Genomic DNA, 24,398 nt, shown 5'->3' on the forward strand with positions numbered 1-24,398 from the left:
CACACAACAAGTAAGAAAGAGAGTGATTTCCCAATGAAACCAGTACTTGCAAAAGAGAACATTCATCTCAACCAATCTGCCGCATCACAAGAAGAAGCGATCCGTCTTGCAGGAACGGCTCTTGTTGAATCCGGATATGTCACCGCGGACTATATAGAGAAGATGCTGGAGAGAGAAGGCATTACATCTACTTACATGGGAAACGCAATTGCCATTCCGCACGGTACAGAGGACAGCAAGCAAAATGTTCTTCACTCAGGCATTTCCGTCATTCAAATCCCTGACGGTGTTGAATACGGCAGCGGAAATACTGCAAAAGTGGTTTTTGGCATTGCAGGGAAAAACGATGAACATCTCGAGATCTTGTCAAAGATCGCAATCGTCTGCTCTGAAACGGACAATGTCGAGCGGTTAATCAACGCTAAAGACAAAACCGAATTAATGGCGGTTTTTGAAGAAGGTGGCCAGCTATGATCGCCTTGCATTTTGGAGCGGGCAATATCGGCCGCGGATTCATCGGAGCTCTGCTCTGCAAATCGGGGTATGAGGTCGTGTTTGCTGATGTGAATGAAAGCATCATCAATGAACTGAACGAAAAGCGGCGGTATACCGTCGAATTGGCTGACACAGCCCGGGAGACGGAAACGATCGGTCCTGTCCGGGCGATCAACAGCGGCAAACAGCTTGAAGAGTTATATGAAGTGATTGAGAAAGCGGATCTCGTGACAACGGCTGTCGGCCCGTCAGTGCTCAAGCTGATTGCGAAACCGATAGCTGACGGCCTGAAAAAGCGGCTTAAAACGAACAAGCATCCTCTTCATATCATCGCCTGTGAAAATATGATCGGCGGCAGCGGTCATTTGAAAGAGGAGATTTTCAGCCATTTAACAGAAAATGAGCGTCTCGCACTAAGCGGACTCGTTGAATTTCCGAATTCCGCAGTAGACAGAATTGTGCCGATTCAGCATCACGAAGATGTGCTGAAAGTAACGGTTGAACCTTTCTTCGAATGGGCTGTCGACAAAACCGCATTCATCGGTGATCCACCCGAAATTCAAGGGGTAACATATGTATCCGATCTTGCACCTTTCATTGAAAGAAAGCTGTTTACCGTCAATACCGGCCATGCCCTGGCGGCATATGCCGGTTATCAAAAGGGGCTCAAGACGATAAAAGATGCGATTCAACATCCTGAGGTTCGCCAGACCGTTGTCGGTGCGCTTGAAGAAACAGGACGGTACCTGATTCAGACATACGATTTTACAAGGGAAGAGCATCAAAGCTATGTGCAGAAAATTCTCGGCCGCTTTGAAAATGAATGTCTGTCAGATGATGTTGCACGTGTGGCAAGGTCGCCGCTTCGCAAGCTGGGTCAGAACGACCGCTTGATCAGCCCCGCTCAAAAGCTGAGCAAGCTCGGAGATGAACCAGTCCATTTAGCGGAAGGAATTGCACTGGCTTTGCAATTTGATCATGCAGATGATCCGGAAGCCGTTCAACTGCAAAGCATGATCGATGAAAAAGGCTATGAGGACGTGCTTCATGAAGTATGCGGCCTGCAAGCGAATGACCCTTTGTTTTCATTGGTTTTGAAGCATTTGTAAAAGCCGGCGGTCAGGGGGGCCGGATGAAAACAGAAAACAGCCGAATGAAGAAGATGAAACACACGCAATCTAATGTAGAAGCATCAGCCGCCAGCTGGTGCTTCTCATCTTGGTATATATATTTATCAAATTTTATAAAAAAATTTATTAGTTTGATTTGAAGGTTTTCTGTAAGCGTTTTATTATAGGGATACCACCTTTCCCCAGCAGCCCCTTTAAACCTGCGAAAATGATAATCACCGGAGGCGGCGCTTTATGTATATGACAGCAAGGGAACAAAAACTCATCAAATATCTTTTAAACCAAAACCGTTATGTGAAAATCAATGAAATCGCTGAATATATTGAAGTCAGCACAAGAACGGTTCACCGTGAGCTGAAAGGGGTTAAATCCGCCCTGGAAAAGTATCAGCTGAAGCTTGATAAACAGCCGGGCAAAGGTTTAAAGCTTGTCGGAGCTTACAAAGACAAACAGCGGCTTTTCAGCGATCTTACTTATGAAAGTCATGTTGAATACAGCGCTGATGAGCGAAAGCTGCTGATTCTGTGTGCGATGCTTGAAGCAGGGGAACCGATCAAGCTTTATACGATCGCCAACGATTTGCAGGTGACTGCCGCAACGATCAGCCATGACCTCGATGAGCTTGAGAATTGGATCGCCCCGTTCGGTCTTTCCCTTATCAGAAAGAGAGGCTATGGCATTGAACTGAGAGGCCCCGAAGACGCCAAACGAAAAATCGTCGGCAATCTAATGGCGGACAAGCTTGATGTGCAGCAGTTTTTGGAAACCATTGAAATGAATATAAAAGGCAAAAACCAGACAGCGGAAAAAATCTTCGGCGTTGTCAGCAGAGGAAAACTGCTCAAGGCGGAAAAAACGTTGTTTCATATAAAAGAAAAGCACGGCCTCTCGCTTTCTGACAGTGCATATATCGCCCTGGTCGTCCATTTGACGTTTGCAGTCGAACGAATCCAGCTTGGCGAAGTGATTAATATGAATGAAGAAGAACTGAAAGAACTGAAAAACACAAAAGAATTTGAGCTGGCGCTTGCGCTTGCAAAATCTCTTGAAGAAGCATTCCGCGTCAAGATTCCCGAAGCAGAGGCCGGCTATATTACGATGCATCTCAGAAGCGCAAACCGAAGCTTTAAAACGGACTACAGTGCGGAAGAGATTGAGCTCGACACCGCTCTTCGAACGAAAAAGCTGATTGATTTCATTTCCTGCAAGACAGGGCAGAGCCTCAATGACAATCATTCGCTTTATGAAGGATTGATCGCCCATCTTGAACCTGCCATGATTCGCATGAAAGAAAAAATGTCGGTCTACAACCCGTTGACAGAGCAGATTAAAAAGGACTATTTTCTCTTATACATGGCAATCGAGGAAGGCGTCGAAAAGTTTTTCCCGGAAATTCATTTTCCTGATGAAGAAATTGCGTTCATCGCTCTTCATTTTGGTTCTGCACTCGAAATGAATAAACAAAAAATAAACATCAGTGCGCTTGTCATCTGTTCAAGCGGGATCGGCTCATCGAAGATGCTCGCGTCAAGGCTGAAAAAAGAGCTCCCTGAAATCGCATCGTTTGAGATTTCTTCGCTGATGGAGCTGAAGACAAAAAAAGCCGAAGCATATGACATCATTGTCTCAACCGTGCCGATTCCATATGAAGGAATCGATTACGTCACCGTCAGCCCGCTGCTTGATGAAGAGGATGTCAAACAAGTTAAACATCAGTTGACCCGAAAGATCCCGCTGATTCTTAAGAAAAAACGAACGGCACAAAAACAGCGGGAGCCGTTTCCGGATATGCTGGACATCGCCCGGAAAATCGATCATTATGCAGCGGCGATTCAAGACATCTTAAGCCACTTTGCAGTTGAAGTGCTGGAGACCGAAGGCAGCCATGAAAATACGGTAAGGCACATTTGCCGGATGCTTGAAGAACAAGGCTTGATTACAGATGCCCGGCAGATGGCCGAAGGACTGTTAAAACGAGAAACACAAGGAGGACTCGGAATCCCCGGGACGTCTTTCGCCTTGTTTCACTTAAAAAGCGAAGCGGCGGCTCTTCCGTTATTCAAAACGGTTGATCTGACAAAGCCGTATGAGATCAGAGGGATGGACGGGAACGTCATGAAGATGTCGCGGATGCTCATCATGCTTGCTCCAGATGACCTGTCTCCCGAAGGATCTGAAATATTAAGTCTCATCAGCTCTTCGATTATTGAAAGCGATGAAAGTATACGTGCGTACCAGACCGGAGATGCCGGCCAGCTTTACAGCAGGCTGAATACACTGTTTCATAAATTCATACAGGATAAAGAGTGGTGAAAACCCCGGAACATCTTCCGGGGTTTTGCTGTTTTAGGCATACGGACATGTTTAAAAAGAAAAATCGGCGGTTAAAAGGAAAGTAGCATTCGCAAAAGGGAGGAATTAATGATGGATTTACGCAATCGGCAAACGGATGGACAGCCGCCGCAGACGCAAGACCGCCAGCCCGGGATCGAGAGCGTGATGAATCCGCGTCCGATTTACGAAGATGAAAACCATAAAGGAACGGATAAGCTTAAAGGAAAAGTCGCGCTTATTACAGGCGGCGACAGCGGGATCGGCAGAGCCGTCGCAGTCGCTTATGCCAAAGAAGGCGCGGACATTTCAATTGTGTACTTGAATGAACATGAAGACGCTCAGGAGACAAAAGCACGGATTGAAAAAGAAGGCGTCAAATGCCTTCTGCTTCCTGGAGATGTCGGGGATGAAGCGTTCTGCAATGATGCCGTCGAACAGACCGTCAAGGAATTGGGAAGGCTCGATATTCTTGTCAACAATGCGGCTGAACAGCATCCGAAAGACAGCATTAAAGAGATATCCGGCGAACAGCTGGAACAAACTTTTAAAACCAATTTCTATTCGTATTTCTACTTTACAAAAAAAGCGATCGATTATTTAGAACAGGGCAGCGCCATCATTAATACAACATCGATCAACCCTTACCGGGGAAATCCGCAGCTGATCGACTATACAGCGACAAAAGGCGCGATCAATGCCTTTACACGGTCAATGTCTCAAGCGCTTGTTAAAGACGGCATCCGCGTCAATGCTGTTGCACCGGGACCGATTTGGACGCCGCTTATTCCGTCCACTTTCAGCGCTGAGGAAGTCGCAACCTTTGGCACTGATACACCGATGGGGCGCCCTGGCCAGCCCGTGGATCATGTCGGCTGCTATGTGCTTTTGGCATCTGATGATTCTTCTTATATGACAGGACAGACTCTCCATGTGAACGGCGGAGACTTTATTACGACATAAAAGGGGGAAGCTCGAGCGAAGGTGTTATTCAATACGACGGACTGATGGCGCAAAAAGAAAACATCCAAATGATGGACTGTGGCTTCAATAAACTGAACAAGCCGGGGCTTCAGTTGTTCGTTTATGTCAATACAGACCTCTGCTGTGCCATTCCCTGAACAAATTTGTCTTGAACAACGCCATTCCTCTATAAATGAATAAGGGGAAAGAAAAGACATTCAGATGATGTAGGAAGGAGAAAAAACAGACATTCCCGCCGTCCTGCCGCCTGAAGAAGACATGGATCATGTCGACGCCTGGCACGAATTCCAGCTGTCGCCCGGCGAACAGTACACCATTCCCCAAACACAAAGCATTGATCCAAAGCCGGCAGTGAAGACGCGGTTTTCTTAAGGCAGGCACGGATGACTACGAGAATGTAGCGGATGGGAGCATTTCTCATTCGCTTTTTTCTTTCCGATCGAAAACATCAAAACCGATGAAGTGTTGGCAGCCGGTGTCAGCAAAATGAAACCCGACTCCGTTCATTAGAATCGTTTTTGCAGCTTTTAAGCGGTTCGAACGAAACGAATAGACGCGTTCCCCGTTTAAGAAAGCCGGTTCAAGTTTTTGTTTTTTGCCGGCTATGGTTCCGAGACGGGCAATATCTGGTGCGGCGTCTCCCGAAAATTCAATTCCGATGATCCGGTTATCGCGGTCAAGGTCAGCCATCAAAGCCGTCTCTCCGATATCCTCAGTGGTGACAGGATCCGTGTGCTTTTCTGTCATATAAATGTAGCCCATCTCAGCTTCATCATCATATGTAATCAAAATCATGTCATCACTCCATTCAATTGTTTAATATACCGGACATTGTGGAAAAGTAACAGTGGACACAATGAAAAGGAGGGACCTTACAATGGATCAGCAGCAAATCAAACAAAAGGTGCTCGATATTCTCGATCATCATAAAATTGGTACGCTTGCAACAGTTGAACAGGGAAAACCCAATTCCCGCTATATGACCTTTTTCCACGACGGGATGACGCTTTATACACCGACAAGCGATGAAACGCACAAGGCGGAAGAGATTGACGACAATCCGAATGTCCATGTGCTGCTAGGGTATGACGGCGAAGGTTTTGGCGATGCGTATCTTGAAATCAAAGGTACGGCAAAATTGAACCACTCAAAAGAATTAAAGGATCAAATCTGGCATGAACAGCTTGAGCGCTGGTTTGACGGCAAAGATGATCCAAACCTGTCCGTGCTTGAGATTCACCCTTCAGAAATCCGGCTGATGAATGAAGGGGAAAGCACACCGGTGACGCTTGATTTGTAGAAAACTGTGTTGAACAGTTTGTCATATAGGGAGAACTGTAGTATAATACAAAATAGGAACACGCAAAGGGCAAATAAATGTAGATGGAAAGTAAACTTCTTTTTTCTTTCTTAGAAGATGCTTATTCTCTTCCTCTGACCGCCCCTAACAGGATAGAGGGAAAAAAGACTTTTTGTTTCACAATTCACACTGGCGCGGCTTCGGAGCCGTAAGGACGAATGAGAGGTAGGGCTTTCGTTGTCTTGTATCAGAAATTCCATGGTGTTTACTTTCACTCGGAAAGATAGATGCTGATCTTACGAATTTTAAATCATCCGCAGTTTCAGCGGACCCTTATAATATAGGATTTATTTGCTCGAATAAAAGAATAAGACAAAAAAACCGCTTTGGCATCTGCTAAAGCGGTTTTTCAAATGAACGCAACATTTGCCCTCATGAAACAGTCTAATTTGTAGACTGGAGGTCTCGAATGTGGATTTTTTATCATCTAAAGTACTGTTGATTTTTTGTTTTTTATTGCTGATACACTCTATTGAAACATTGGCGTATGCAGCCCGGCTGTCCGGCGCCAAGGTCGGGTTTATCGCCTCGGCCCTGTCCTTGTTTAATGTGATGGTGATCGTGTCGAGAATGTCCAATATGATTCAGCAGCCTGTGACCGGAAAGCTCGTTGATGTGGCAGGTACGGATGCTCTCTCACTCGTAGGACAGCAGTTTCGGTTCTTAATCTTCGGCTCAACCGTCGGCACGATTTGCGGAATGCTGCTTCTGCCGACGTTTGTCGCTGTTTTTTCGCGGGCGATCATACATTTAGCCAGTGAAGACGGTTCTGTTTTGCAGGTTTTCCGAAAGGCGTTTTCGAAAAACGGCCTGAAAAACGTCAAACAATATGTGAAAAGACCGACCGTGCAATATGTAAAAGGCTTTCAGCTCCGCTTTATACCGAAACGGCTGTTCGTTTTAAACATGGTGATCACAGCCATTTATACGATCGGTGTGCTGGCCGCTCTTTACGCTGGAGTTCTCGTTCCTGAAAGGCATACGACGGCAGTGATGGCATCGGGACTTGTAAACGGGATCGCGACCATGCTCTTGGCCCTGTTTGTCGATCCGAAGGTTTCGGTTCTTGCAGATGACGTGGCCAAAGGGAAACGGAACTATGTCTATTTAAAGTGGGCTTCGATTACAATGGCGGTATCAAGAGTGGCAGGAACAGTGCTTGCCCAACTTTTATTTATACCTGCCTCTTACTATATCGCATGGATGACCAAATGGATGTAGCTGGTTTTTGACGAAATGATTATAAAACGATATTTTTGATTTCGTTATGAAAGTTAAGGAATCTATAATCATTCCTTTTCATCGAGTATAGACGTTTTTGGCTTTCTTATATTAATTGCCGGCAGTTTCATCCTGTGATAGTCTTATTTGTGGCGGTGATAAAAGTGGATAGGGAAAGAACGAGAAAACCAAAGAGAAAAAGACGAAAAATCATAAAGCGTCTGTTTACATTAACCTTGCTGTTTGTCATAGCTGTTGCAGGCTATGTCTTTTATGAATACAGGCAAGGATTGTCTGAATCTGAAGGCGAATTTAAAGACGACGGCCAGTTTGAATTTAACGGAGAAGGTTCAGATGTTGATGAAGTGAATATTCTCGTGCTCGGTATTGATTCAAGAGGGGAAGACCATTCAAGGTCAGACTCGATGATGGTTGTTCATTACAACAAGAAACAGAAGCAGCCCAAATTGATTTCGATCATGAGGGACAGCTATGTCGACATCCCGGGCTATGAAAAACAAAAAATCAATGCCGCATATGCTTATGGAGGACCGGAGCTCGTCCGTAAAACGCTCAAGGACAACTTTGATTTGGATATTAACTACTATGCTGTCATTGATTTTAAAGGCTTTTCCAAAATCGTCGATGCAATTGCACCTGACGGCATCGAAGTCGACGTTCCGAAAAGAATGTCCTATGGCATCGGGATGACTTTGGAGCCGGGCAAACAGGTTCTTCACGGCGATAAACTGCTGGGCTACGTCCGTTTCAGACATGATGCAGAAAGCGATTTTGGACGGGTCAGGAGACAGCAAGAAGTCTTTTCAAAGCTTGAAAAAGAAGCGGTGAGCGTCGGAAATATCGCTCAGCTTCCCAAGCTGTGGGGGATCATTGATCCTTACATTGAAACAAACCTACCGAACGGGTTGTTATTCTCAGTCGGAAAAGACTTTATTTTAGGAAGCGTAAAAGAAACGAAAAGCTTCAGACTGCCTGTTGACGGTTCGTTTACAAATGCGGACGATCCCAAGTATGGAGCGGTATTGGATTTGGACCTTGAAAAAAACAAAGAAGAACTAAAGACTTTTTTAGAAGATTCATAAACAGACGATCCGCCGTATCTTTCGGCGGATCGTCTATTTATTTATCGTATTTTTTTAATCCTCGGTCATAAAGAAAATTACCGAATGGTACAAATGCGACGATAAAGCCGGCAGCCGGCCATTTCAGAGACCACCTCAACACAAATGTCGCATACAAAAGAACAAGCAGATATATAATAAATAATCCGCCGTGAAGCGAGCCGACAATCGTGACGGCCATCGGATAGCCCGCCCAGTATTTAAGGGGCATGGCGACAAAAAGCAGGATAAGCAGTGACATGCCTTCAATAAAACCCATCGTGCGAAGACGTCCAATTGGCGTTTGCAGCATGAAATACCTCCTGTAGCTCATATTCTTCCTTTATACTATAAACTAAAAAGGGACAAATATGACAGGTTTTTCTCATGTATTTTAAGTTTGCGCCGGAATCTTCATTAATGCCCCGAAATATTGCTGGGCCGTCGTAAAACAAATAAAGGCTGTCAATTCGGCTATTTCTTCTTCTGAAAAAACGTCTTTGAGAACGTCAAACTGCTTGTCTGAAATGCGCTCCCTCTGCGCCAAAAAGACTTCTGCAAATCCCATCGCAAAGCTTGTTTTCTCCTGATTAGGGATAGCAGGCTTCCCCTTGGCCTTGCAATATTCACAGCCGTTCCCCTGAGCAAGCACCCTGCGCACCTGCTCCTTTAATTCTTTTGATAAAAAACCGTCTCCTGCCAGCACCTCAGCCAAAGCCGTCCAGCTTGACAGAAGGCTTTCAGAATACCCAAGCAGCCGCTGAAACGGAGTGTTTCCCTTTTCTGAAGGATTGATTCTTGTCATTTGCTGATCACCTCTCCATAATGATATCTAAGAGAGTGATGAATATGAATGTCGAATAAAAGGATTTTTATGGGGATATTTAAAAAATGAAACGAAATGAAGGTAATAACATTGCAATTGAAAATAGATGATCTTGATCTTAAAATCATAGCCGAATTAAAAAAAGACAGCCGCCTGTCCATGCGGGAGCTTGGCAGAAAAGTCAGCCTCTCCGCACCATCTGTAACAGAAAGAGTCAGGCGCCTCGAATCGTTCGGCGTGATCAAACAATATACGTTGGACATTGATTACCCGAAAGTGGGTCTCCCCGTCTCCTGCATCATTGAAGCTACAGTGAAAAACGGAGAATACGACAGATTTAAAACCTATATCGAAAGGCTTTCCAATATCGAATTTTGCTACCGGATTGCGGGAGCGGCCTGTTATATGCTGAAAATCAACGCGGAAAGCCTGGCGCAGATTGAAGCGTTTATCAACGAAACTTCCGCATACGCCCAGACCGTGACACATGTGATTTTTTCTAAAATCGAAACAAAGGAATCATGAACATTAGAGTTGCATTGTTTTTATCTGTTATAATAAAAGGATGCATGAACAAGAAAGTGATGTGATGGACTTGTCAAAAACAGTCGTTTTAGCAGAAAAACCTTCAGTCGGCCGGGACTTGGCCCGTGTGCTGAAGTGTCATAAAAAAGGAAATGGATATCTTGAAGGGGACCGCTACATTGTGACATGGGCGCTCGGCCATTTGGTCACCTTGGCCGACCCTGAAGGATATGGAAAGGAATTTCAGTCGTGGCGCCTTGAAGACCTGCCGATCATCCCTGAGCCATTAAAGATTGTCGTCATTAAGAAAACCGGGAAGCAGTTTCAGGCGGTCAAATCGCAGCTGATCAGAAAAGATGTCAAAGACATCGTCATTGCGACAGATGCGGGGCGGGAAGGCGAGCTTGTCGCCCGCTGGATTATTGAAAAGGCGAAAGTGAACAAACCGCTGAAGCGGTTATGGATCTCATCTGTGACAGACAAAGCGATAAAAGAAGGCTTTAAAAACTTAAAGAGCGGCAAGGAATTTGAAAACCTGTATCATTCAGCCGTGGCAAGAGCTGAAGCCGACTGGATTGTCGGCATTAACGCAACAAGGGCGCTGACGACGAAATTCAATGCCCAGCTTTCCTGCGGCCGTGTGCAGACGCCGACATTGGCAATGATCGCGAAAAGAGAGGAAGACATCAAGAACTTTAAACCGGTTCCTTATTTCGGCCTGCGCGCCGCCGTTGACGGCATGACGCTGACATGGCAGGACAAAAAAACAAAGCAGACACGTACATTCAATGAATCTGTGACATCCCAGCTCGCAGGAGCGCTCCAAGGCAAACCGGCCGTGATTTCCGACTTGAAGAAAACGGCGAAAAAAAGCTTTGCGCCCGGCCTCTATGATTTAACAGAACTGCAGAGGGACGCCCATAAACGTTTCGGTTTTTCCGCGAAAGAAACGCTGTCCGTTCTCCAGAAGCTTTACGAACAACACAAGCTTGTCACCTATCCGCGGACAGATTCAAGATTTCTTTCAAACGACATTGTCCCGACGTTGAAAGACCGCTTGGAAGGGATGCAGGTCAAGCCGTACGCCCAGCATGTGACCCGAATTTTGAAGCGCGGCATTAAAGCAGGCAAAAGCTTTGTCAATGATGCGAAAGTTTCCGATCACCATGCGATCATTCCGACGGAAGAGCCGCTTGCGCTCGGCGCTTTAAGCGACAAAGAGAGAAAGCTTTACGACTTGATTGCCAAGCGTTTCCTCGCGGTATTGATGCCTCCGTTTGAATATGAAGAAACAAAGGTGTTTGCTGAGATCGGCGGAGAAACCTTTACGGCAAAAGGAAAAACCGTTCAGTCCCAAGGCTGGAAAGCGGTATATGATCATGTGGATGAAGATGATGACGAGGAAGAAAAAGATCAAACCCTTCCAAAGCTCGCAAAAGGTGATACACTTTCTGTTCGGTCTTTGACAGAGACAAAGGGAGAAACAAAGCCGCCTGCGCGCTTTAATGAAGGAACGCTCTTGTCGGCAATGGAAAATCCGGCCGCATTTATGCAGGGAGAAGAAAAAAATCTCGTCAAAACGCTTGGAGAGACAGGCGGACTCGGAACGGTCGCAACACGGGCCGACATTATCGAGAAGCTTTTCAATACGTTCCTGATCGAGAAAAAAGGAAAAGATATTTTCATCACCTCAAAAGGAAAACAGCTCCTTGAACTTGTCCCGTCAGATTTAAAATCTCCGGCGCTTACCGGCGAATGGGAGCAGAAGCTGTCAGGCATTGCAAAAGGCAAGCTGAAATCCGCTGCGTTCATTAAGGAAATGAAAGAGTATGCGAAGCAGACGATCAAGGAAATCAAGAGCAGCAATCAAAAATTCAAGCATGATAATGTTACGGGCACGCACTGCCCAGACTGCGGAAAACTGATGTTGAAAGTAAACGGCAAGCGCGGCACAATGCTCGTCTGCCAGGACAGGGAATGCGGCCACCGCAAAACGGTTGCCAAGCAAACGAATGCCCGTTGTCCGAAATGCCATAAACGCATGGAGCTGCGCGGCCACGGGGAAGGCCAGACCTTCGCCTGCGTCTGCGGCCACAGAGAAAAGCTCTCCGTTTTTGAAAAACGCAGGGGAAAAGACAAAAATTCAAAAGCAACAAAACGCGATGTACACTCCTACATGAAAAAACAAAACAAGGATGAGCCGATCAACAACGCACTCGCCGAACAGCTGAAAAAGCTGAAGCTTGATCAATAAAATCACGCAGCCTGCCGGAAACGGCAGGCTTTTTTATATTTAACCAATACTTACTTAGAATGAAGGAATTTTGCGGTGATCATTGTTGGGGCGGGTTCAATGGGAATGGCAGCGAGGTATTTTCTCTCCAAAAAAGGCGTCGATGTCCTCTTGGTTGATGCGTTTGATCCTCCGCACGAATTGGGAAGTCACAATGGCGATACACGGACGATTCGGCCACGCTTATGGCGAAGGTGCCCAGTATGTCCCGCTTGTGTTAAGAGCGCAGGAATTATGGTATGAACTTGAACAAGAAAGCGGTGAATCGCTGTTTGTTCAAACAGGTGTTTTAGGAATCGGCAGCGGGAATTCAAGGTTTATCAAGGAAACGATCAAAAGCGCTCAAATCTATTCATTGCCGGCCGAAGTACTAAGCAGTGCGGAGATTCGGCAACGCTGGCCGCAAATCGATGTTCCCGACGATTTTATTGGCTGCTTTGAAACAACATCGGGCGTGTTGTACAATCAAAATTGCATCGGCTTATCGAAAGCTGGCTGAGGCATACGAGGCCAGCTTTTTAATGAATACACGGGTTGAACAAATTGACCTGCGTGCAGATTCCGCTGAAATTGTAACGAAGTCCGGCCGCATCAGGGCTGACAAGCTGATTGTGACATCAGGCGCGTGGACGGGCAAACTTCTCATTGGCATGGAGCCGCGATTACAACCCGTTCGCAAAGTGCTTGGATGGTTTGAAGCGGAAGAATCGCTTTATAATGACTGCCGATTCCCGGCATTCTTTTTCGAACTTGGAGGGCCATTCTACTATGGAACGCCGAGCCTCGGAGGGAGCGGAATCAAAATCGGCTGCCACGACGGAGGCCTAACGACAGACCCTGATATGACCAATCGAAGCTTTGGGGTATATCCGTCTGACGAACAAGATCTCCAACAATTCATTCAAACCTACTTGCCAAAAGGTGTGGGACGATTTTCAAAAGGCGGAGTCTGCCTTTATACAAAATACCCTATACACAAGCGGGAAATCATAGCAAATTGGCCAAAAGCCCGCCAAGGATACCATGTGATATTGGCTGTTCGAGATATGGCGGATAATAAAAACGCTTTCTATCAATCGATCGATCGATATTCAACTAGTGAACCCATAAGTGTTTGGTGCAATCCCTTTGTTGAAAAAAGAACTGTTCAATGAAAATGTCGGGAATCTTCATGATGTTTTCATACTTCTATTTGTCCTAGAAAGCCGTTTCCTCTATCACCTGAGTGGAGTTTGGCCTATTTTTTCAATAGCGGTGTGTTTTTACTTTCTGGACTCCACGGTAGCGTGCATATCGCAAGTAGTGGATTTCTTTGCTGTGGGCAAAGCCGTACGGAGCGGAGAAATAAGGGAAGAACACCTAAATACCGATGTAAAGCACACCGTCGGAACTCCCGCGTGTATTGCGGTAAGTAAATCTACTAATTCCGCTGGGTAGGAAGGTCGAAAGCAGTTTCGGGATGTGGAAAGTGAACGCTAAATTTGTCCACCGCCCACAAGCTCAGAATGTACCTCTAGACTCTAAGTAGGAGCAAGAAACAAACTCGACAGCTTCCTTTCTGTCCTCAAGACGAATTTTTTGCCATCCCTCTATGTAAAAACATGTTAAGTTCGTCACTCTTTCATCGCCTGATCAAAGGAATCAGTTGTTTTCAAAATCCTTGATTCTACCCAATTAACCGGGTTGGTTAGTTTGGCTATGTTTTTCCTCCTTTAGTGCTTGATTAAGTTGTGATAGTGGACCTTCAAAGATACTAGTACAGAGATCTTGATAAAGGGCTATTTCATTTCCAAATACCTCTCGGGATTTACGCAGCAGTTCGATGAATACGGACTTATCCCTCACCGATTCGTCCAACGATCCAACTGCTTCAGCTAGTGCAGCACGAGCCGTCATTGCTTGGTGGTTGACGGATTGGACGTCCCAATACACATCCGGTGTTCCAGAACTAATCCGTGCTAGTAGTGCAAGCATAGTTGCATGCGGAGGGGGTGCAAGGGAACTAAGTTTTGCAATGTCAACATCTAATTCTGCGAGCGCCAATCCAAAGGTGAGTATCGCTGAATGAGTGAGTGCCTGCATAGCCGCGACCAATTGATCATGCTCCTCAGCTTCTAATAGCACCGGACGTCCTTTCCAATCTAAAATCATCTGAATCAAATGACTTCCTTTAGGCCCATCGTTTTGGACTATGACAGCTACCGGTCTACCCACGATACTAAGACTAGGAGCAAACATAGGGTTAAGACCTATGCTTTCGAAAGGCAAACCCAAAGAGTGTATTTTTTTAAATATGGGCGACTGTACCGAAAGAGTGTGCACAAAGAGAGAATCAGGCTTCATTAACGCCCCAACAACTTTTACTGCTTGAAGAGCTACGTTCTCTGGTAAAGCGAGCATCACCATGTCCGCCTTCTGGATCATATCTTTGGCCTGTGGAGTCGGAACAGTGATGTCACACTTCTTGAATTGTCGACTAACGGAAGGAGGATTCATATCGATAATACATACTTCAACACCAGATCCTTCAAGGAGGCCTGCAAACATCCCGCCAACACCACCAGCTCCTCCCACAATAACACACTGCCTTATTTCCTGACTCATCTTGAACCTCCCACTGCAGAGACTTCCGCTGCTGCGATAGCTGAGACCATAGCTCGCGCTTTAACCTGAGTTTCTTTGAACTCCTCTTCTGGATCTGACAATGCTACGATGGCTCCTCCGACACCAAAAGTCGCCTTGTCATCGGTAACAACAACTGTACGAATAACAATACTAAGATCCGCAGCGCCACTCAGTCCAAACCAACCGAGGCTGCCCGAATAGACACCGCGAGGGCCGCTCTCGAGTCGGTCTATGATTTCCATCGTCCGAATTTTCGGAGCACCAGTCATCGAACCACCTGGAAAAGCAGCACGGACGCAATCAACCGTTGATTTGTCTGGACGTATAGTGCCACGAATAGTCGAGATCAACTGGTGGACGGGAGCATACGTTTCTACATCGAACAGCTTAGGTACATGAACAGATCCTATTTCACAAACAGTGTTAAGGTCATTACGGACTAAGTCAACGATCATTAAGTTCTCTGCGAGATCTTTTTCTTGACTTAGTAACTCATTTCGTAATTGATGATCTTCAGCAGAAGTCCTACCTCTCATACGGGTACCCTTGATCGGTTTGGACTCAACGATACGATCAGTACCGATTGAGAGGAACCGTTCCGGAGAGGCACTCAGTACTGTAGCATCCGCAAAGTTTAAAAATGCCCCATAGGGCACCGGACTGATTCTTCGCAGGTGTGTATAAGTAATCCAAGGATCTATAGGGGTATAAACAGTGGCGGAATTAGTCAAGCATATCTCATAGGATTCCCCATTACGAATTTCTTCTAAGCAATTGTTGATCAGTTGAAGATAAGATGGTCGGTTATGACGAAACTCGATTGGGATATTGTGGTCTGGCACGGACGTAAGTACTGAATCCTTGTCCAAATCATTTGCTGCAACAGGAATTTCATTCAAGATTTGCTCTGTAGCATTTAGCCAGTTGATTGCTTGCTTATCCTCATCCCCAGTCGAAAGACACAACAGATAGGCTTCCTGTTCAAGATGATCAAAAACAAGCATGCGGTCAACGAAAAGCAGGGCCGCATCCGGAATCTCAGATTGATACCGGTTACTCCCACAAGTTTCAGCTTTTAGCTCATAGCCAATGTAACCCACATAGCCGAGATTGAAGTCAAAGGGAAGGCCTTCCGGAGTAGATGTTGCTCGACGGCGGATTTGCTCATCAAGATAATCATAAAATGACTGTTGAATGAACTCCGTCTCTTGACCCGAACGTTGTACTTTTACAACACCCTCTGCTACTTTATAGGTAATATATTCAGCATTCTCTCCGGTACCATCGCCAAGATATGAAAATCGTGACAAGCCTTCGATGACACTACTACTGTCAAGCCAGAATCCATGAGGTGCATCAGCAAATAGTGTCTGGTAACTTGACTGAGCGTCAGGAAATCCCGATAATTTTCGAAAATGAATCTGGTAGAAATCATTTTTAGAATGAGAAGGCTTCTCTAATTCGGGAGACTGTCTTGATCGTCTAGTGCGCTTCGGAGTTAGGTCTCGAAAGTTGGCAAGCAACTCGTGCCCATAATGACTACAGATTGACTCGGGGTGGAATTGCACACCCCAAATCGGCAGATTGCGGTGTCGAAGCCCCATAATCAAATCATCTTTTGTCCACGCAATCGCTTCCACATCATCACCCAATTCAGTAACTATAAGGGAGTGATAGCGTACGACAGAGAACTCAGGAGGAAGCCCGTCAAAGATATCGATCCCTGAATGGTGAATGACTGATGTTCGTCCATGCATGGGCTCAGAAGCGTGGTTCACCTTCCCGCCAAACAAATGAGCTATACCTTGATGTCCAAGGCAGACCCCGAGGACTGGCAACTTAGATTCTAGAATAACGGTTGTATTAATACCAAAGTCCTCAACCCGTTCCGGTCGACCAGGGCCTGGGGAGATCACGATGTTGTCAATCTCATCAATCGGTACTTGTGACCAGTCTACATCATTACGGACAACTATTGGCGGTCGGCCATTTACTTCGCCGATCATTTGATAGAGGTTGTAAGTAAATGAGTCATAGTTGTCAATTAGAAGTGTTTGTATCCCTGCCCCCATTAAACAATTCCTCCCTTTTTCTTTTTTGGTCGACTAGGCTTGAAGAAATTTCTTGCCTGCGATTTTCTGAGTTGTCAATTACTATATTCTCAACCCTGCACGTTTCAGAAATAATGAGCTCATAAAGGTTACGCAAAAACTCTTTACTTAAACCATTCTCGTCAGCGTACCGAGCTGCTCGTTCCTGGACAAAGTTAATTCGGTGCGGTTGCATCATCGGAATATTATACTCGCGTTTGTACAACCCAATCCTAATGCAGCATTCTAAACGTGCTTTCAATGTATCCAACAATTGTTCATCAATACTATCAAGTTTTACACGCAGGCCCTCAAGCCCCTTTTCTATTTCTGATAACATGTAAATTCCTCCGATTCTACATTCTTTTGATAAAAGAGAGGGACGCGTCTACCCTTTCCACCCGAAACTTAGACAATCGAGGGTTATTAAGTATACGACTCATAAGATAAGAAGATTTGAGTGTATTGACTATAGTTTCAGTGAAAATACCTAACAACCGAATCTCGAAGGTAGATGGATTCCATGGCACTTGAAACTGACAATCTACAGCATTATGAATACCTAACGTGCCGAGGAGACTCAACAAGTTGATTGAGATACATTAATAGATAGACCAGCTCGTCCTTTAAAATGGAGTAACCTTGATACACTGCCACATGACAGGTTGAAGTATGCAAACGCACGGAATAACGGCATGCCAGAGTCGTTCAATGGTGTAACCACAACATCCTCGTGAACATCATGTGTTGAATCACCTACGTACGAGCACTGCTAACCAATCAGAGCAGGCTCATTGGATGAATAAGCCAGTGAACAAATGTTTAAATATAGAGAACAGCCGCGAGATTACACTTGTGATCCTCGAGTACTACAAATTTTATAAAAGCAGATTATAAAAAGTGTCGCCACGAACACCCCAGTGTTTGACGAAGGATTTAACAACCTTAACTTTCATCGAAGTTATGCAAATTCGGTTTGTTTATTGTTAAATTATAACTTGAAACCTAAATTGTAACAATTTAAATATTGCAAAAAAATTCAACACTTGTGTGAATGAACTGCACCCCAATTGTTAGACACCATCTAACAATCGGAGGTGCAGTTTTCTTATGGCTAAATTTACAGCTGAGGAAAAAATACAAGCGGTCAAAAGGTATCTTGAAGGTATTGAAGGATACAAAACGATTGCCAAGGAGATCGGCGTTTCGCACAGCGTCTTTCATGTGTGGATTCGCTTTCAAAAAATCTATACAACCTATTCCGCAGAAGATAAACTAGTGGTGCTTCACTATATGATCGAAAATGGGACGTCTATCCGTGAAACAGCCGTCACCTTTAATATTCAATCGCATTCTACACTCATTCAGTGGCAGAAACAGTTTGAAACCGGAGGAATAGATGCCCTAAAACCAAAGAAAAAGGGGCGTTTACCTATGAAAAAGCAAAACCCCAAAAAACGGAGCGCAAGAAGGATCAACTGAAGCGATGCAAGCAGAAATTGAGCGAATGCGAATGGAGAATGCCTGCTTAAAAAAGTTGAATACCTTAGTTCAAAACAAGACAAAGCGCAAGTCGTATTTGAACTAAGGACCGAGTTTCCGGTCAAAGCGCTGCTTCAACTGGCTGGAATACCGTGCAGTACGTATGATTACTGGGGATCGAACATTTTAAAAAAGAACTCGCAGAGTATATTGATTACTACGATCACAAACGGATTAAGATCAAATGAAAAGGCAGGAGTCCAGTACAATACCGGATTCATGCCAGTCAAACTGCTTCATGACATTTTATTGTCTAACTTTTTGGGGTCATATCAAAATGAGCGGCAGGTTTTTAGTATGGTTGACCATGTTTACATTGAGTGGTGTTTAGGAGCGGATGGTTTGAAGCAGAAGAATCACTTTATAATGACCGCCGATTCCCGGCATTCATTTTCGATCTTAGAGGGCCATTCTACTATGGAACGCCGAGCCTCGGATGGAGCGGAATCAAAATCGGCCGCCACGACGGAGGCCTAACGACAGATCCTGATATGACCAATCGGAGCTTTGGGGCATATCCGTCTGACGAACAAGATCTTCAACAATTCATTCAGACCTACTTGTCAAAAGGTGTGGGACGATTTTCAAAAGGCGGAGTCGGCCTTTATACAAGAACGGCTGACGAAGATTTTCATCATTGATCAGCATCCAGAACATCCTCATGTTTCGATCACCGCCGGATTTTCCGGGCACGGCTTCAAGTTCAGCAGTGTGGTGGGGGGATCTTAAGCGAGATGAGCACGGCTGGGAACACGAAGCATGATATTTCAATTTTCTCCTTACCAAAGGCTGCTTTGCAACAGCCGCTGTAGTGTTTTCTTCACTTTCGTCAGCATGCCGTATCACGTTTCCCGTCAGCGAAAAAGTGGTATGGATAAACAAAGGAGGACGTGATATGGCAAACAAAACCGCAGGAAAAATAGGGGCAGAGCTGCTGAAGGAATGGAATATTGATCATGTTTACGGCATGCCGGGGGACAGCATCAACGAATTTGTTGATGAATTGCGGCATGAAGAAAACAATCTCCGCTTCGTTCAAGTGCGCCATGAAGAAACCGCGGCTCTTGCTGCCGCGGCCGATGCGAAGCTGACAGGCAAAATCGGTGTCTGCCTTTCAATCGCGGGGCCCGGCGCCGTTCATCTGCTGAATGGGCTGTATGATGCAAAAGCTGACGGTGTACCTGTGCTTGCCATTGCAGGACAGGTATCTTCAAATGAAATCGGAAGGGATACATTTCAGGAAATCGGCCTTGAGAGGATGTTTGAGGATGTAGCTGTCTTCAATCAGCAGGTTCATTCGGCCGAAGCGCTGCCTGATCTTTTAAATCAAGCGATCCGCACCGCATACAGCCAAAAAGGGGTCGCCGTTCTGACCGTATCTGATAACCTGTTTGCAGAAAAGATCAAGAGGAAGCCGGTTTATACGTCCGCGCTTTATATTGAAGGCGATCTTTACCCGAAGCAAAGCCAGCTTATGCAGTGTGCGCAGCTGATCAATGAAGCGAAAAAGCCGGTTATTTTGGCGGGAAGGGGAATGAAATCGGCAAGGGAGGAACTGCTGGAGTTTGCAGATAAAGCAGCCGCCCCGATCATCATCACGCTTCCGGCAAAAGGCGCCGTCCCTGATCGGCATCCGCATATGCTCGGAAACCTCGGACACATCGGCACAAAGCCTGCATATGAAGCGATGGAGGCATGCGATCTTTTGATCATGCTGGGGACTTCATTTCCTTACCGTGATTATCTGCCGGAAGATACGCCGGCCATCCAGCTTGACAACAACCCGGCAAAAATCGGCAAGCGGTATCCTGTCACCGCCGGCCTTGTCTGTGATGCGAAGACCGGACTATTTGAACTGACGAAAACAATTGAACGGAAAACGAGCCGCTCATTTTTGGAAAGCTGTACAGAGCATATGAACAAGTGGCGATATCAAATTGAAAAAGATGAGCAGGAGGCGACATCACCGCTTAAGCCTCAGCAAGTGATCGCAAGGCTTGAAGATGCTGTCGCAGATGATGGGGTCCTTTCCGTTGACGTCGGAAACGTGACGGTCTGGATGACGCGCCATTTTAATATGACCAATCAGGATTTTCTTATATCAAGCTGGCTTGGCACGATGGGATGCGGCCTTCCCGGCGCTATTTCCGCAAAGCTTTCTTATCCGGAACGCCAGGTTGTAGCTGTATGCGGAGACGGCGGCTTCAGCATGTCCATGCACGATTTTCCGACCGCTGTCAAATATGATCTCCCGATTGTTGTCATCATCTTAAATAATCAAAACTTAGGCATGATTCAATATGAACAACAGGAAAAGGGGCATCTTGAATATGCGACAGCGCTCGAAAACGTCGATTATGCCAAATTTGCCGAAGCATGCGGAGGGAAGGGGTTCAGCGTGACAAGGCATGAAGAACTCATTCCTGCCCTGAAAAATGCTTTTCAATCACAAGAACCGGCGATTATCGATGTGGCAATTGAAGACGAACCGCCGCTCCCCGGAAAAATATCCTATACACAAGCGGCAAACTACAGCAAATATGTGATGAAGAAATTCTTTGAGAAAAAAGAACTTGACCTGCCGCCGTTAAAGAAAAGTTTAAAAAGGATATTGTAGTGAATGGCCAAGGGGCATAATGTTGCTTCCTTGGCTGTTTTTTTATTTTTTGAAGATTCTGTTGATTTATCATTTCCACATGTTAAAATCAGTATGGAAAATATAAGAAGGAGAGCGTAAGGCGCTTGTTTGTTTTTTCTTTTTGCATCAAAACCCATCTCATCATCTAAAAAAGAGAGAGGGGATATCCATATGCAGCGTAAATTTTCATTTCATTTTCAAAAAACGCTAAGCGCCGCTGTTATATTGGCGGCAGGATTGTTGGGTTCATCAATCATTCCTCAGCAGGCTTATGCACATGGTTTTGTTGAAAAACCCGGAAGCAGAGCGGCTTTGTGCAGTGAGGCTTATGGGCTGCTTAACTTGAATTGCGGAAGCGTGATGTATGAGCCGCAAAGCTTGGAAGCGAAAAAAGGGTTTCCGCAGGAAGGACCTGCCGATGGACAAATTGCGTCTGCGGGTGGATTGTTCGGCGGCATTCTTGATCAGCAAACCGGAGAACGCTGGTTTAAACATATCATGACCGGTGGAGAACATACATTTACTTGGAAATATACCGCCCCCCACAAAACCAGCCAATGGCATTACTATATCACCAAAAAAGGCTGGGATCCCAATCAACCGCTGGAGCGGGCCGATTTTGAGCCGATTGGAACAATTGAACATGACGGTTCGCCTGCATCGAATCATTTATCACATCAAATCTATGTACCTGAAGACCGCCAAGGATATCATGTGATATTGGCTGTTTGGGACGTGGCTGACACTGAAAACGCTTTCTATAATGTCATCGATGTTGATTTAGAGAATAAATAAAGCCCCGGTTGCTTGATCTGCTGATCAAAACGATCTGGACATTCGTTTTGCATATGAGTGGGTTTTGGTGCAAACAGATTAAATGAAAATGAAAAAGCCTGTTCTTCGAAAAAATCGAAGCAGGCTTTAAAATTCGTGTATTTTACTTAGTTTAGTATAACCGGATTATTTCTTTTTCTTCATTGCCGCTGCTGTGAATGGAAGAAGGGTTCCAAACAGCATCGTGCCTCCGAAGAAATTGCCGAGATACGGCTGTCCGATCAAATAGCAGACAGCAAAAACGCCAGCAGCCAGCCCGATCATCACATAGCCCGGATAGAACCTTTTTTGAAAGCTCGTCCTTTGGGTAATCCGAAAAAATATCAGCCCTATGATAAGCGGGACGATCCATAGGTAAAACAGGATAAATACTCTCATAGCCAAAACTCCATATTTTTTAATTTATCATACCAGATTGGGGCCGAAAATGCGTGTGACAAATTTCGGACTCATTTGCTGCGTGCGTCGTATTCTTCCTTTAGCAGACCGTAGACAAAATGATCGGCATAGTGATCATGGAGCCACTCGCATTGTCTGAGGCAGCCTTCCTTCGTAAATCCAAGTCTTTCGGGAATCGCCTGGCTTTTAAAGTTTTTTGTTGCGGCCCTGATTTCGATCCGGTTTAGCTCATATTCATTAAACAGCATATCAATCAGCCCCTGGCATGCTTTCGTCATCATTCCATTCCCCTGAAAAGACTTCCCAAGCCAGTAGCCGAGCGAAGTCGTACGGTTGATCCAATTGATATAGTGGAGGCCGATGATGCCGGCAAATTGATTTTGCTGCCAGATTCCGGCCTGAAAGCCGTTATTCGCGGCGGCCTGTTTCATACAATCTTCAATAAAGGCTTCGGTGTCTTCAAGCTTCTTTGTTCCGTCCACCCAATACAGCCAGTTTCTTAAATCATCCTTCGACTGCTGGATCTGCATATAGACACTAGGTGCATCTATCGGTTCGAGTTTTTTTAAGTAGAGGTCATCATCGATCTTCAGTTTGAACATCCATAATCCTCCTTTTCTTCAGTATAATATAAAAAAGCCGACCGAAGTCAGCTTTTTTAGCCGAAAAATGTATCGAAGATAAGGAAAATGTTCAGGGTGACGATCAGCACAGCGATGAGCCAAGAGACGCCTGTCACCCACTTCGCATTTTTGAGGCTTCCCATAATGCGCTTACTGCTTGTAAATAAGATGAGCGGGATGAGAGCGAAGGCGATCCCGAATGACAGGACGACCTGGCTCATAACAAGAGCATTTGTCGGATTGACGCCTGATGCAATGATGGCAATAGGCGGCAGAATCGTAATAAACCGTCTTAAATAAAGCGGAATCCGAAAATTGATAAATCCCTGCATGATGATATCTCCGGAAAGCGTTCCGACAGATGAACTGGATAAGCCCGCTGTTAAAAGCCCGATGCCGAATAAAACGGCGGCCAGCGGACTGACCATGCTGCTGAAGTGGCTGAAGGCCACATCCAAATCCTCGACAAAAATACCGTGTTTGAAAAACAATGCAGCAGCGACGATCAGCATGCTTGCATTAATAGCTCCGGCGATCAGCATGGCGATCAAAATATCTATAAATTCAAAACGGAAAATTTTCTTCTTCTCTGCTTCTGTTTTTCCGACTACTCTTCGCTGGGTGAGAGCGGAATGCAAGTAAATGGCATGCGGCATGACAGTTGCTCCCAAGATACCCGCCGCCAGCAGGATGCTGTCGGTTCCGTTAAAACGGGGAACAAACATGCCCTCCAAAACAGATCCGAGGTCAGGTTTTGCGAAAAAGGTTTGAAAGGCAAAGGCAATCACAACGATAAACAGCATTCCCGTAATCGCCGCTTCAAGCGGCCGGACGCCGCGTCTTTGCAGTTCCAGGATCGCAAATGATCCTGCCGCCGCAATAATGGACGCTTCAAGAAGCGGAATGCCGAACAGCAGATAAAGGCCGAGAGCCGCTCCGATAAATTCGGCAAGGTCTGTCGCAATGACGACAAGCTCTCCTTGAATCCACAAACCGACTGACACCGGTTTTGGAAATTCTTCTCTTGCGATTTCGGGAAGGTTTTTTCCAGTCGCAATGCCGAGCTTTGCGGATAATGATTGAATAAGCAGTGCCATGATATTAGAAAAAAGAATCACCCATAAGAGCAAATATCCATATTTGGAACCTGCGGCGATGTTCGTTGCAAAGTTGCCGGGATCGATATAAGCAATGGCTGCAATGAAAGCCGGCCCTAAAAAAGGAAGCAGCCTTTTGAATCCTCTGCTTTTTCCGTCTAGTGCATCTTGAGCTGCTTTAGATATTTGTGCGTGTCTGGATAGATCCTGACTGACCATATGATTCACCTAGATTCTCCGTTGTTTTTCCTTATACACAAAAGT

Annotated in this window: 20 protein-coding genes and 3 pseudogenes; 14 read left to right on the plus strand and 9 right to left on the minus strand. The window is 45.5% G+C overall.

Annotated elements, in window-relative coordinates; all coding sequences use genetic code 11:
- Nucleotides 1-33 precede the first annotated feature (33 nt).
- The 4 genes from RBH91_RS02810 to RBH91_RS02825 all read left to right on the plus strand — a co-directional run bounded on the left by RBH91_RS02810 (nt 34) and on the right by RBH91_RS02825 (nt 4,919).
- Nucleotides 34-474, plus strand: coding sequence for a PTS mannitol transporter subunit IIA (locus RBH91_RS02810; protein WP_307893411.1), 441 nt, complete (start codon nt 34-36; stop codon nt 472-474).
- Nucleotides 471-1,604 carry a mannitol-1-phosphate 5-dehydrogenase gene (locus tag RBH91_RS02815; protein ID WP_307893413.1) on the plus strand — a complete coding sequence of 378 codons (1,134 nt, stop codon included), beginning with the start codon at nt 471-473 and terminating at the stop codon, nt 1,602-1,604. The genes RBH91_RS02810 and RBH91_RS02815 overlap by 4 nt, the downstream gene beginning before the upstream one ends.
- Before the next feature lie 255 nt (nt 1,605-1,859).
- Nucleotides 1,860-3,938: a BglG family transcription antiterminator gene (locus tag RBH91_RS02820; protein WP_076761227.1), complete on the plus strand. Its 2,079-nt coding sequence runs from the start codon at nt 1,860-1,862 to the stop codon at nt 3,936-3,938.
- A 111-nt stretch (nt 3,939-4,049) separates the two neighbouring features.
- Nucleotides 4,050-4,919 carry an SDR family oxidoreductase gene (locus RBH91_RS02825; RefSeq protein ID WP_076761228.1) on the plus strand — a complete coding sequence of 290 codons (870 nt, stop codon included), beginning with the start codon at nt 4,050-4,052 and terminating at the stop codon, nt 4,917-4,919.
- A gap of 438 nt (nt 4,920-5,357) precedes the next feature.
- Here RBH91_RS02825 and RBH91_RS02830 read toward each other — a convergent pair whose 3' ends face one another.
- Nucleotides 5,358-5,735 carry a DUF2283 domain-containing protein gene (locus RBH91_RS02830; protein ID WP_076761229.1) on the minus strand — a complete coding sequence of 126 codons (378 nt, stop codon included), beginning with the start codon at nt 5,733-5,735 and terminating at the stop codon, nt 5,358-5,360.
- A gap of 82 nt (nt 5,736-5,817) precedes the next feature.
- On the opposite strand from RBH91_RS02830, the gene RBH91_RS02835 reads away from it, so the two are divergent.
- From RBH91_RS02835 to RBH91_RS02845, 3 genes are all read left to right on the plus strand, one after another.
- Nucleotides 5,818-6,240: a pyridoxamine 5'-phosphate oxidase family protein gene (locus tag RBH91_RS02835; protein ID WP_076761230.1), complete on the plus strand. Its 423-nt coding sequence runs from the start codon at nt 5,818-5,820 to the stop codon at nt 6,238-6,240.
- Between the two features lie 471 nt (nt 6,241-6,711).
- Entirely contained in the window at nt 6,712-7,521 is an 810-nt protein-coding gene (locus RBH91_RS02840) for a lipid II flippase Amj (protein WP_307893415.1), read from the plus strand.
- A gap of 158 nt (nt 7,522-7,679) precedes the next feature.
- Nucleotides 7,680-8,624: an LCP family protein gene (locus tag RBH91_RS02845; protein ID WP_307894638.1), complete on the plus strand. Its 945-nt coding sequence runs from the start codon at nt 7,680-7,682 to the stop codon at nt 8,622-8,624.
- A gap of 37 nt (nt 8,625-8,661) precedes the next feature.
- On the opposite strand, the gene RBH91_RS02850 is transcribed toward RBH91_RS02845, so the two are convergent.
- Together RBH91_RS02850 and RBH91_RS02855 are read right to left on the minus strand one after the other, a co-directional pair.
- Entirely contained in the window at nt 8,662-8,955 is a 294-nt protein-coding gene (locus RBH91_RS02850) for a DUF3817 domain-containing protein (protein WP_076761232.1), read from the minus strand.
- Between the two features lie 81 nt (nt 8,956-9,036).
- Entirely contained in the window at nt 9,037-9,447 is a 411-nt protein-coding gene (locus RBH91_RS02855) for a carboxymuconolactone decarboxylase family protein (protein ID WP_307893416.1), read from the minus strand.
- 117 nt (nt 9,448-9,564) lie between these two features.
- Between RBH91_RS02855 and RBH91_RS02860 the strand changes: the two genes are divergently transcribed.
- The 3 genes and pseudogenes from RBH91_RS02860 (at nt 9,565) to solA (ending at nt 13,440) form a co-directional block, all read left to right on the plus strand.
- Nucleotides 9,565-9,993, plus strand: a complete 429-nt coding sequence (locus RBH91_RS02860; protein ID WP_150195470.1) for a transcriptional regulator LrpC — start codon at nt 9,565-9,567, stop codon at nt 9,991-9,993.
- Between the two features lie 70 nt (nt 9,994-10,063).
- Complete coding sequence (locus RBH91_RS02865) at nt 10,064-12,247, plus strand: DNA topoisomerase III (protein WP_307894639.1); 2,184 nt, start codon at nt 10,064-10,066, stop codon at nt 12,245-12,247.
- A 105-nt stretch (nt 12,248-12,352) separates the two neighbouring features.
- Nucleotides 12,353-13,440 (plus strand): annotated as a pseudogene (gene solA / locus RBH91_RS02870) (N-methyl-L-tryptophan oxidase).
- A 520-nt stretch (nt 13,441-13,960) separates the two neighbouring features.
- Here the strand turns inward: solA and RBH91_RS02875 are convergent.
- Genes RBH91_RS02875 through RBH91_RS02885 form a run of 3 tightly spaced genes read right to left on the minus strand, consistent with a single transcriptional unit; the run spans nt 13,961 to nt 17,341 of the window.
- Nucleotides 13,961-14,890 carry a prephenate dehydrogenase dimerization domain-containing protein gene (locus tag RBH91_RS02875; RefSeq protein WP_307893417.1) on the minus strand — a complete coding sequence of 310 codons (930 nt, stop codon included), beginning with the start codon at nt 14,888-14,890 and terminating at the stop codon, nt 13,961-13,963.
- Nucleotides 14,887-16,983 carry an aminodeoxychorismate synthase component I gene (pabB, locus tag RBH91_RS02880; protein ID WP_307893418.1) on the minus strand — a complete coding sequence of 699 codons (2,097 nt, stop codon included), beginning with the start codon at nt 16,981-16,983 and terminating at the stop codon, nt 14,887-14,889. The genes RBH91_RS02875 and pabB overlap by 4 nt, the downstream gene beginning before the upstream one ends.
- Complete coding sequence (locus RBH91_RS02885) at nt 16,952-17,341, minus strand: chorismate mutase family protein (protein WP_307893420.1); 390 nt, start codon at nt 17,339-17,341, stop codon at nt 16,952-16,954. The genes pabB and RBH91_RS02885 overlap by 32 nt, the downstream gene beginning before the upstream one ends.
- 770 nt (nt 17,342-18,111) lie before the next feature.
- On the opposite strand from RBH91_RS02885, the pseudogene RBH91_RS02890 reads away from it, so the two are divergent.
- The 4 genes and pseudogenes from RBH91_RS02890 to RBH91_RS02905 all read left to right on the plus strand — a co-directional run.
- Nucleotides 18,112-18,657 (plus strand): annotated as a pseudogene (locus RBH91_RS02890) (helix-turn-helix domain-containing protein); the annotation flags it as partial.
- A gap of 206 nt (nt 18,658-18,863) precedes the next feature.
- Nucleotides 18,864-19,184, plus strand: a complete 321-nt coding sequence (locus tag RBH91_RS02895; RefSeq protein WP_307894838.1) for an N-methyl-L-tryptophan oxidase family protein — start codon at nt 18,864-18,866, stop codon at nt 19,182-19,184.
- A 254-nt stretch (nt 19,185-19,438) separates the two neighbouring features.
- Nucleotides 19,439-21,160, plus strand: a complete 1,722-nt coding sequence (locus RBH91_RS02900; protein ID WP_307893422.1) for a pyruvate oxidase — start codon at nt 19,439-19,441, stop codon at nt 21,158-21,160.
- 192 nt (nt 21,161-21,352) lie between these two features.
- Nucleotides 21,353-21,970 (plus strand): annotated as a pseudogene (locus tag RBH91_RS02905) (lytic polysaccharide monooxygenase auxiliary activity family 9 protein); the annotation flags it as partial.
- A gap of 171 nt (nt 21,971-22,141) precedes the next feature.
- Here RBH91_RS02905 and RBH91_RS02910 read toward each other — a convergent pair.
- From RBH91_RS02910 to RBH91_RS02920, 3 genes are all read right to left on the minus strand, one after another.
- Nucleotides 22,142-22,393: a hypothetical protein gene (locus RBH91_RS02910; protein ID WP_076761241.1), complete on the minus strand. Its 252-nt coding sequence runs from the start codon at nt 22,391-22,393 to the stop codon at nt 22,142-22,144.
- 71 nt (nt 22,394-22,464) lie between these two features.
- On the minus strand, nt 22,465-23,016 hold the full coding sequence (locus RBH91_RS02915; protein ID WP_076761242.1) for a GNAT family N-acetyltransferase: 552 nt from the start codon (nt 23,014-23,016) through the stop codon (nt 22,465-22,467).
- A 56-nt stretch (nt 23,017-23,072) separates the two neighbouring features.
- Nucleotides 23,073-24,353: an Nramp family divalent metal transporter gene (locus tag RBH91_RS02920; RefSeq protein WP_307894641.1), complete on the minus strand. Its 1,281-nt coding sequence runs from the start codon at nt 24,351-24,353 to the stop codon at nt 23,073-23,075.
- Between the last annotated feature and the right edge of the window lie 45 nt (nt 24,354-24,398).

Origin of the sequence: Bacillus swezeyi (assembly GCF_030908325.1) — a bacterium.
In the GTDB taxonomy this organism is placed as follows: domain Bacteria; phylum Bacillota; class Bacilli; order Bacillales; family Bacillaceae; genus Bacillus; species Bacillus swezeyi.

Excerpts from the sequence above, each read along its gene's own strand:
- RBH91_RS02810 (WP_307893411.1), top strand. The coding sequence starts at position 34 with ATGAAACCAGTACTTGCAAAAGAGAACATTCATCTCAACCAATCTGCC.
- RBH91_RS02815 (WP_307893413.1), top strand. The coding sequence starts at position 471 with ATGATCGCCTTGCATTTTGGAGCGGGCAATATCGGCCGCGGATTCATC.
- RBH91_RS02820 (WP_076761227.1), top strand. The coding sequence starts at position 1,860 with ATGTATATGACAGCAAGGGAACAAAAACTCATCAAATATCTTTTAAAC.
- RBH91_RS02825 (WP_076761228.1), top strand. The coding sequence starts at position 4,050 with ATGGATTTACGCAATCGGCAAACGGATGGACAGCCGCCGCAGACGCAA.
- RBH91_RS02830 (WP_076761229.1), bottom strand. The coding sequence starts at position 5,735 with ATGATTTTGATTACATATGATGATGAAGCTGAGATGGGCTACATTTAT.
- RBH91_RS02835 (WP_076761230.1), top strand. The coding sequence starts at position 5,818 with ATGGATCAGCAGCAAATCAAACAAAAGGTGCTCGATATTCTCGATCAT.
- RBH91_RS02850 (WP_076761232.1), bottom strand. The coding sequence starts at position 8,955 with ATGCTGCAAACGCCAATTGGACGTCTTCGCACGATGGGTTTTATTGAA.
- RBH91_RS02855 (WP_307893416.1), bottom strand. The coding sequence starts at position 9,447 with ATGACAAGAATCAATCCTTCAGAAAAGGGAAACACTCCGTTTCAGCGG.
- RBH91_RS02875 (WP_307893417.1), bottom strand. The coding sequence starts at position 14,890 with ATGAGTCAGGAAATAAGGCAGTGTGTTATTGTGGGAGGAGCTGGTGGT.
- pabB (WP_307893418.1), bottom strand. The coding sequence starts at position 16,983 with ATGGGGGCAGGGATACAAACACTTCTAATTGACAACTATGACTCATTT.
- RBH91_RS02885 (WP_307893420.1), bottom strand. The coding sequence starts at position 17,341 with ATGTTATCAGAAATAGAAAAGGGGCTTGAGGGCCTGCGTGTAAAACTT.
- RBH91_RS02900 (WP_307893422.1), top strand. The coding sequence starts at position 19,439 with ATGGCAAACAAAACCGCAGGAAAAATAGGGGCAGAGCTGCTGAAGGAA.
- RBH91_RS02910 (WP_076761241.1), bottom strand. The coding sequence starts at position 22,393 with ATGAGAGTATTTATCCTGTTTTACCTATGGATCGTCCCGCTTATCATA.
- RBH91_RS02915 (WP_076761242.1), bottom strand. The coding sequence starts at position 23,016 with ATGTTCAAACTGAAGATCGATGATGACCTCTACTTAAAAAAACTCGAA.
- RBH91_RS02920 (WP_307894641.1), bottom strand. The coding sequence starts at position 24,353 with ATGGTCAGTCAGGATCTATCCAGACACGCACAAATATCTAAAGCAGCT.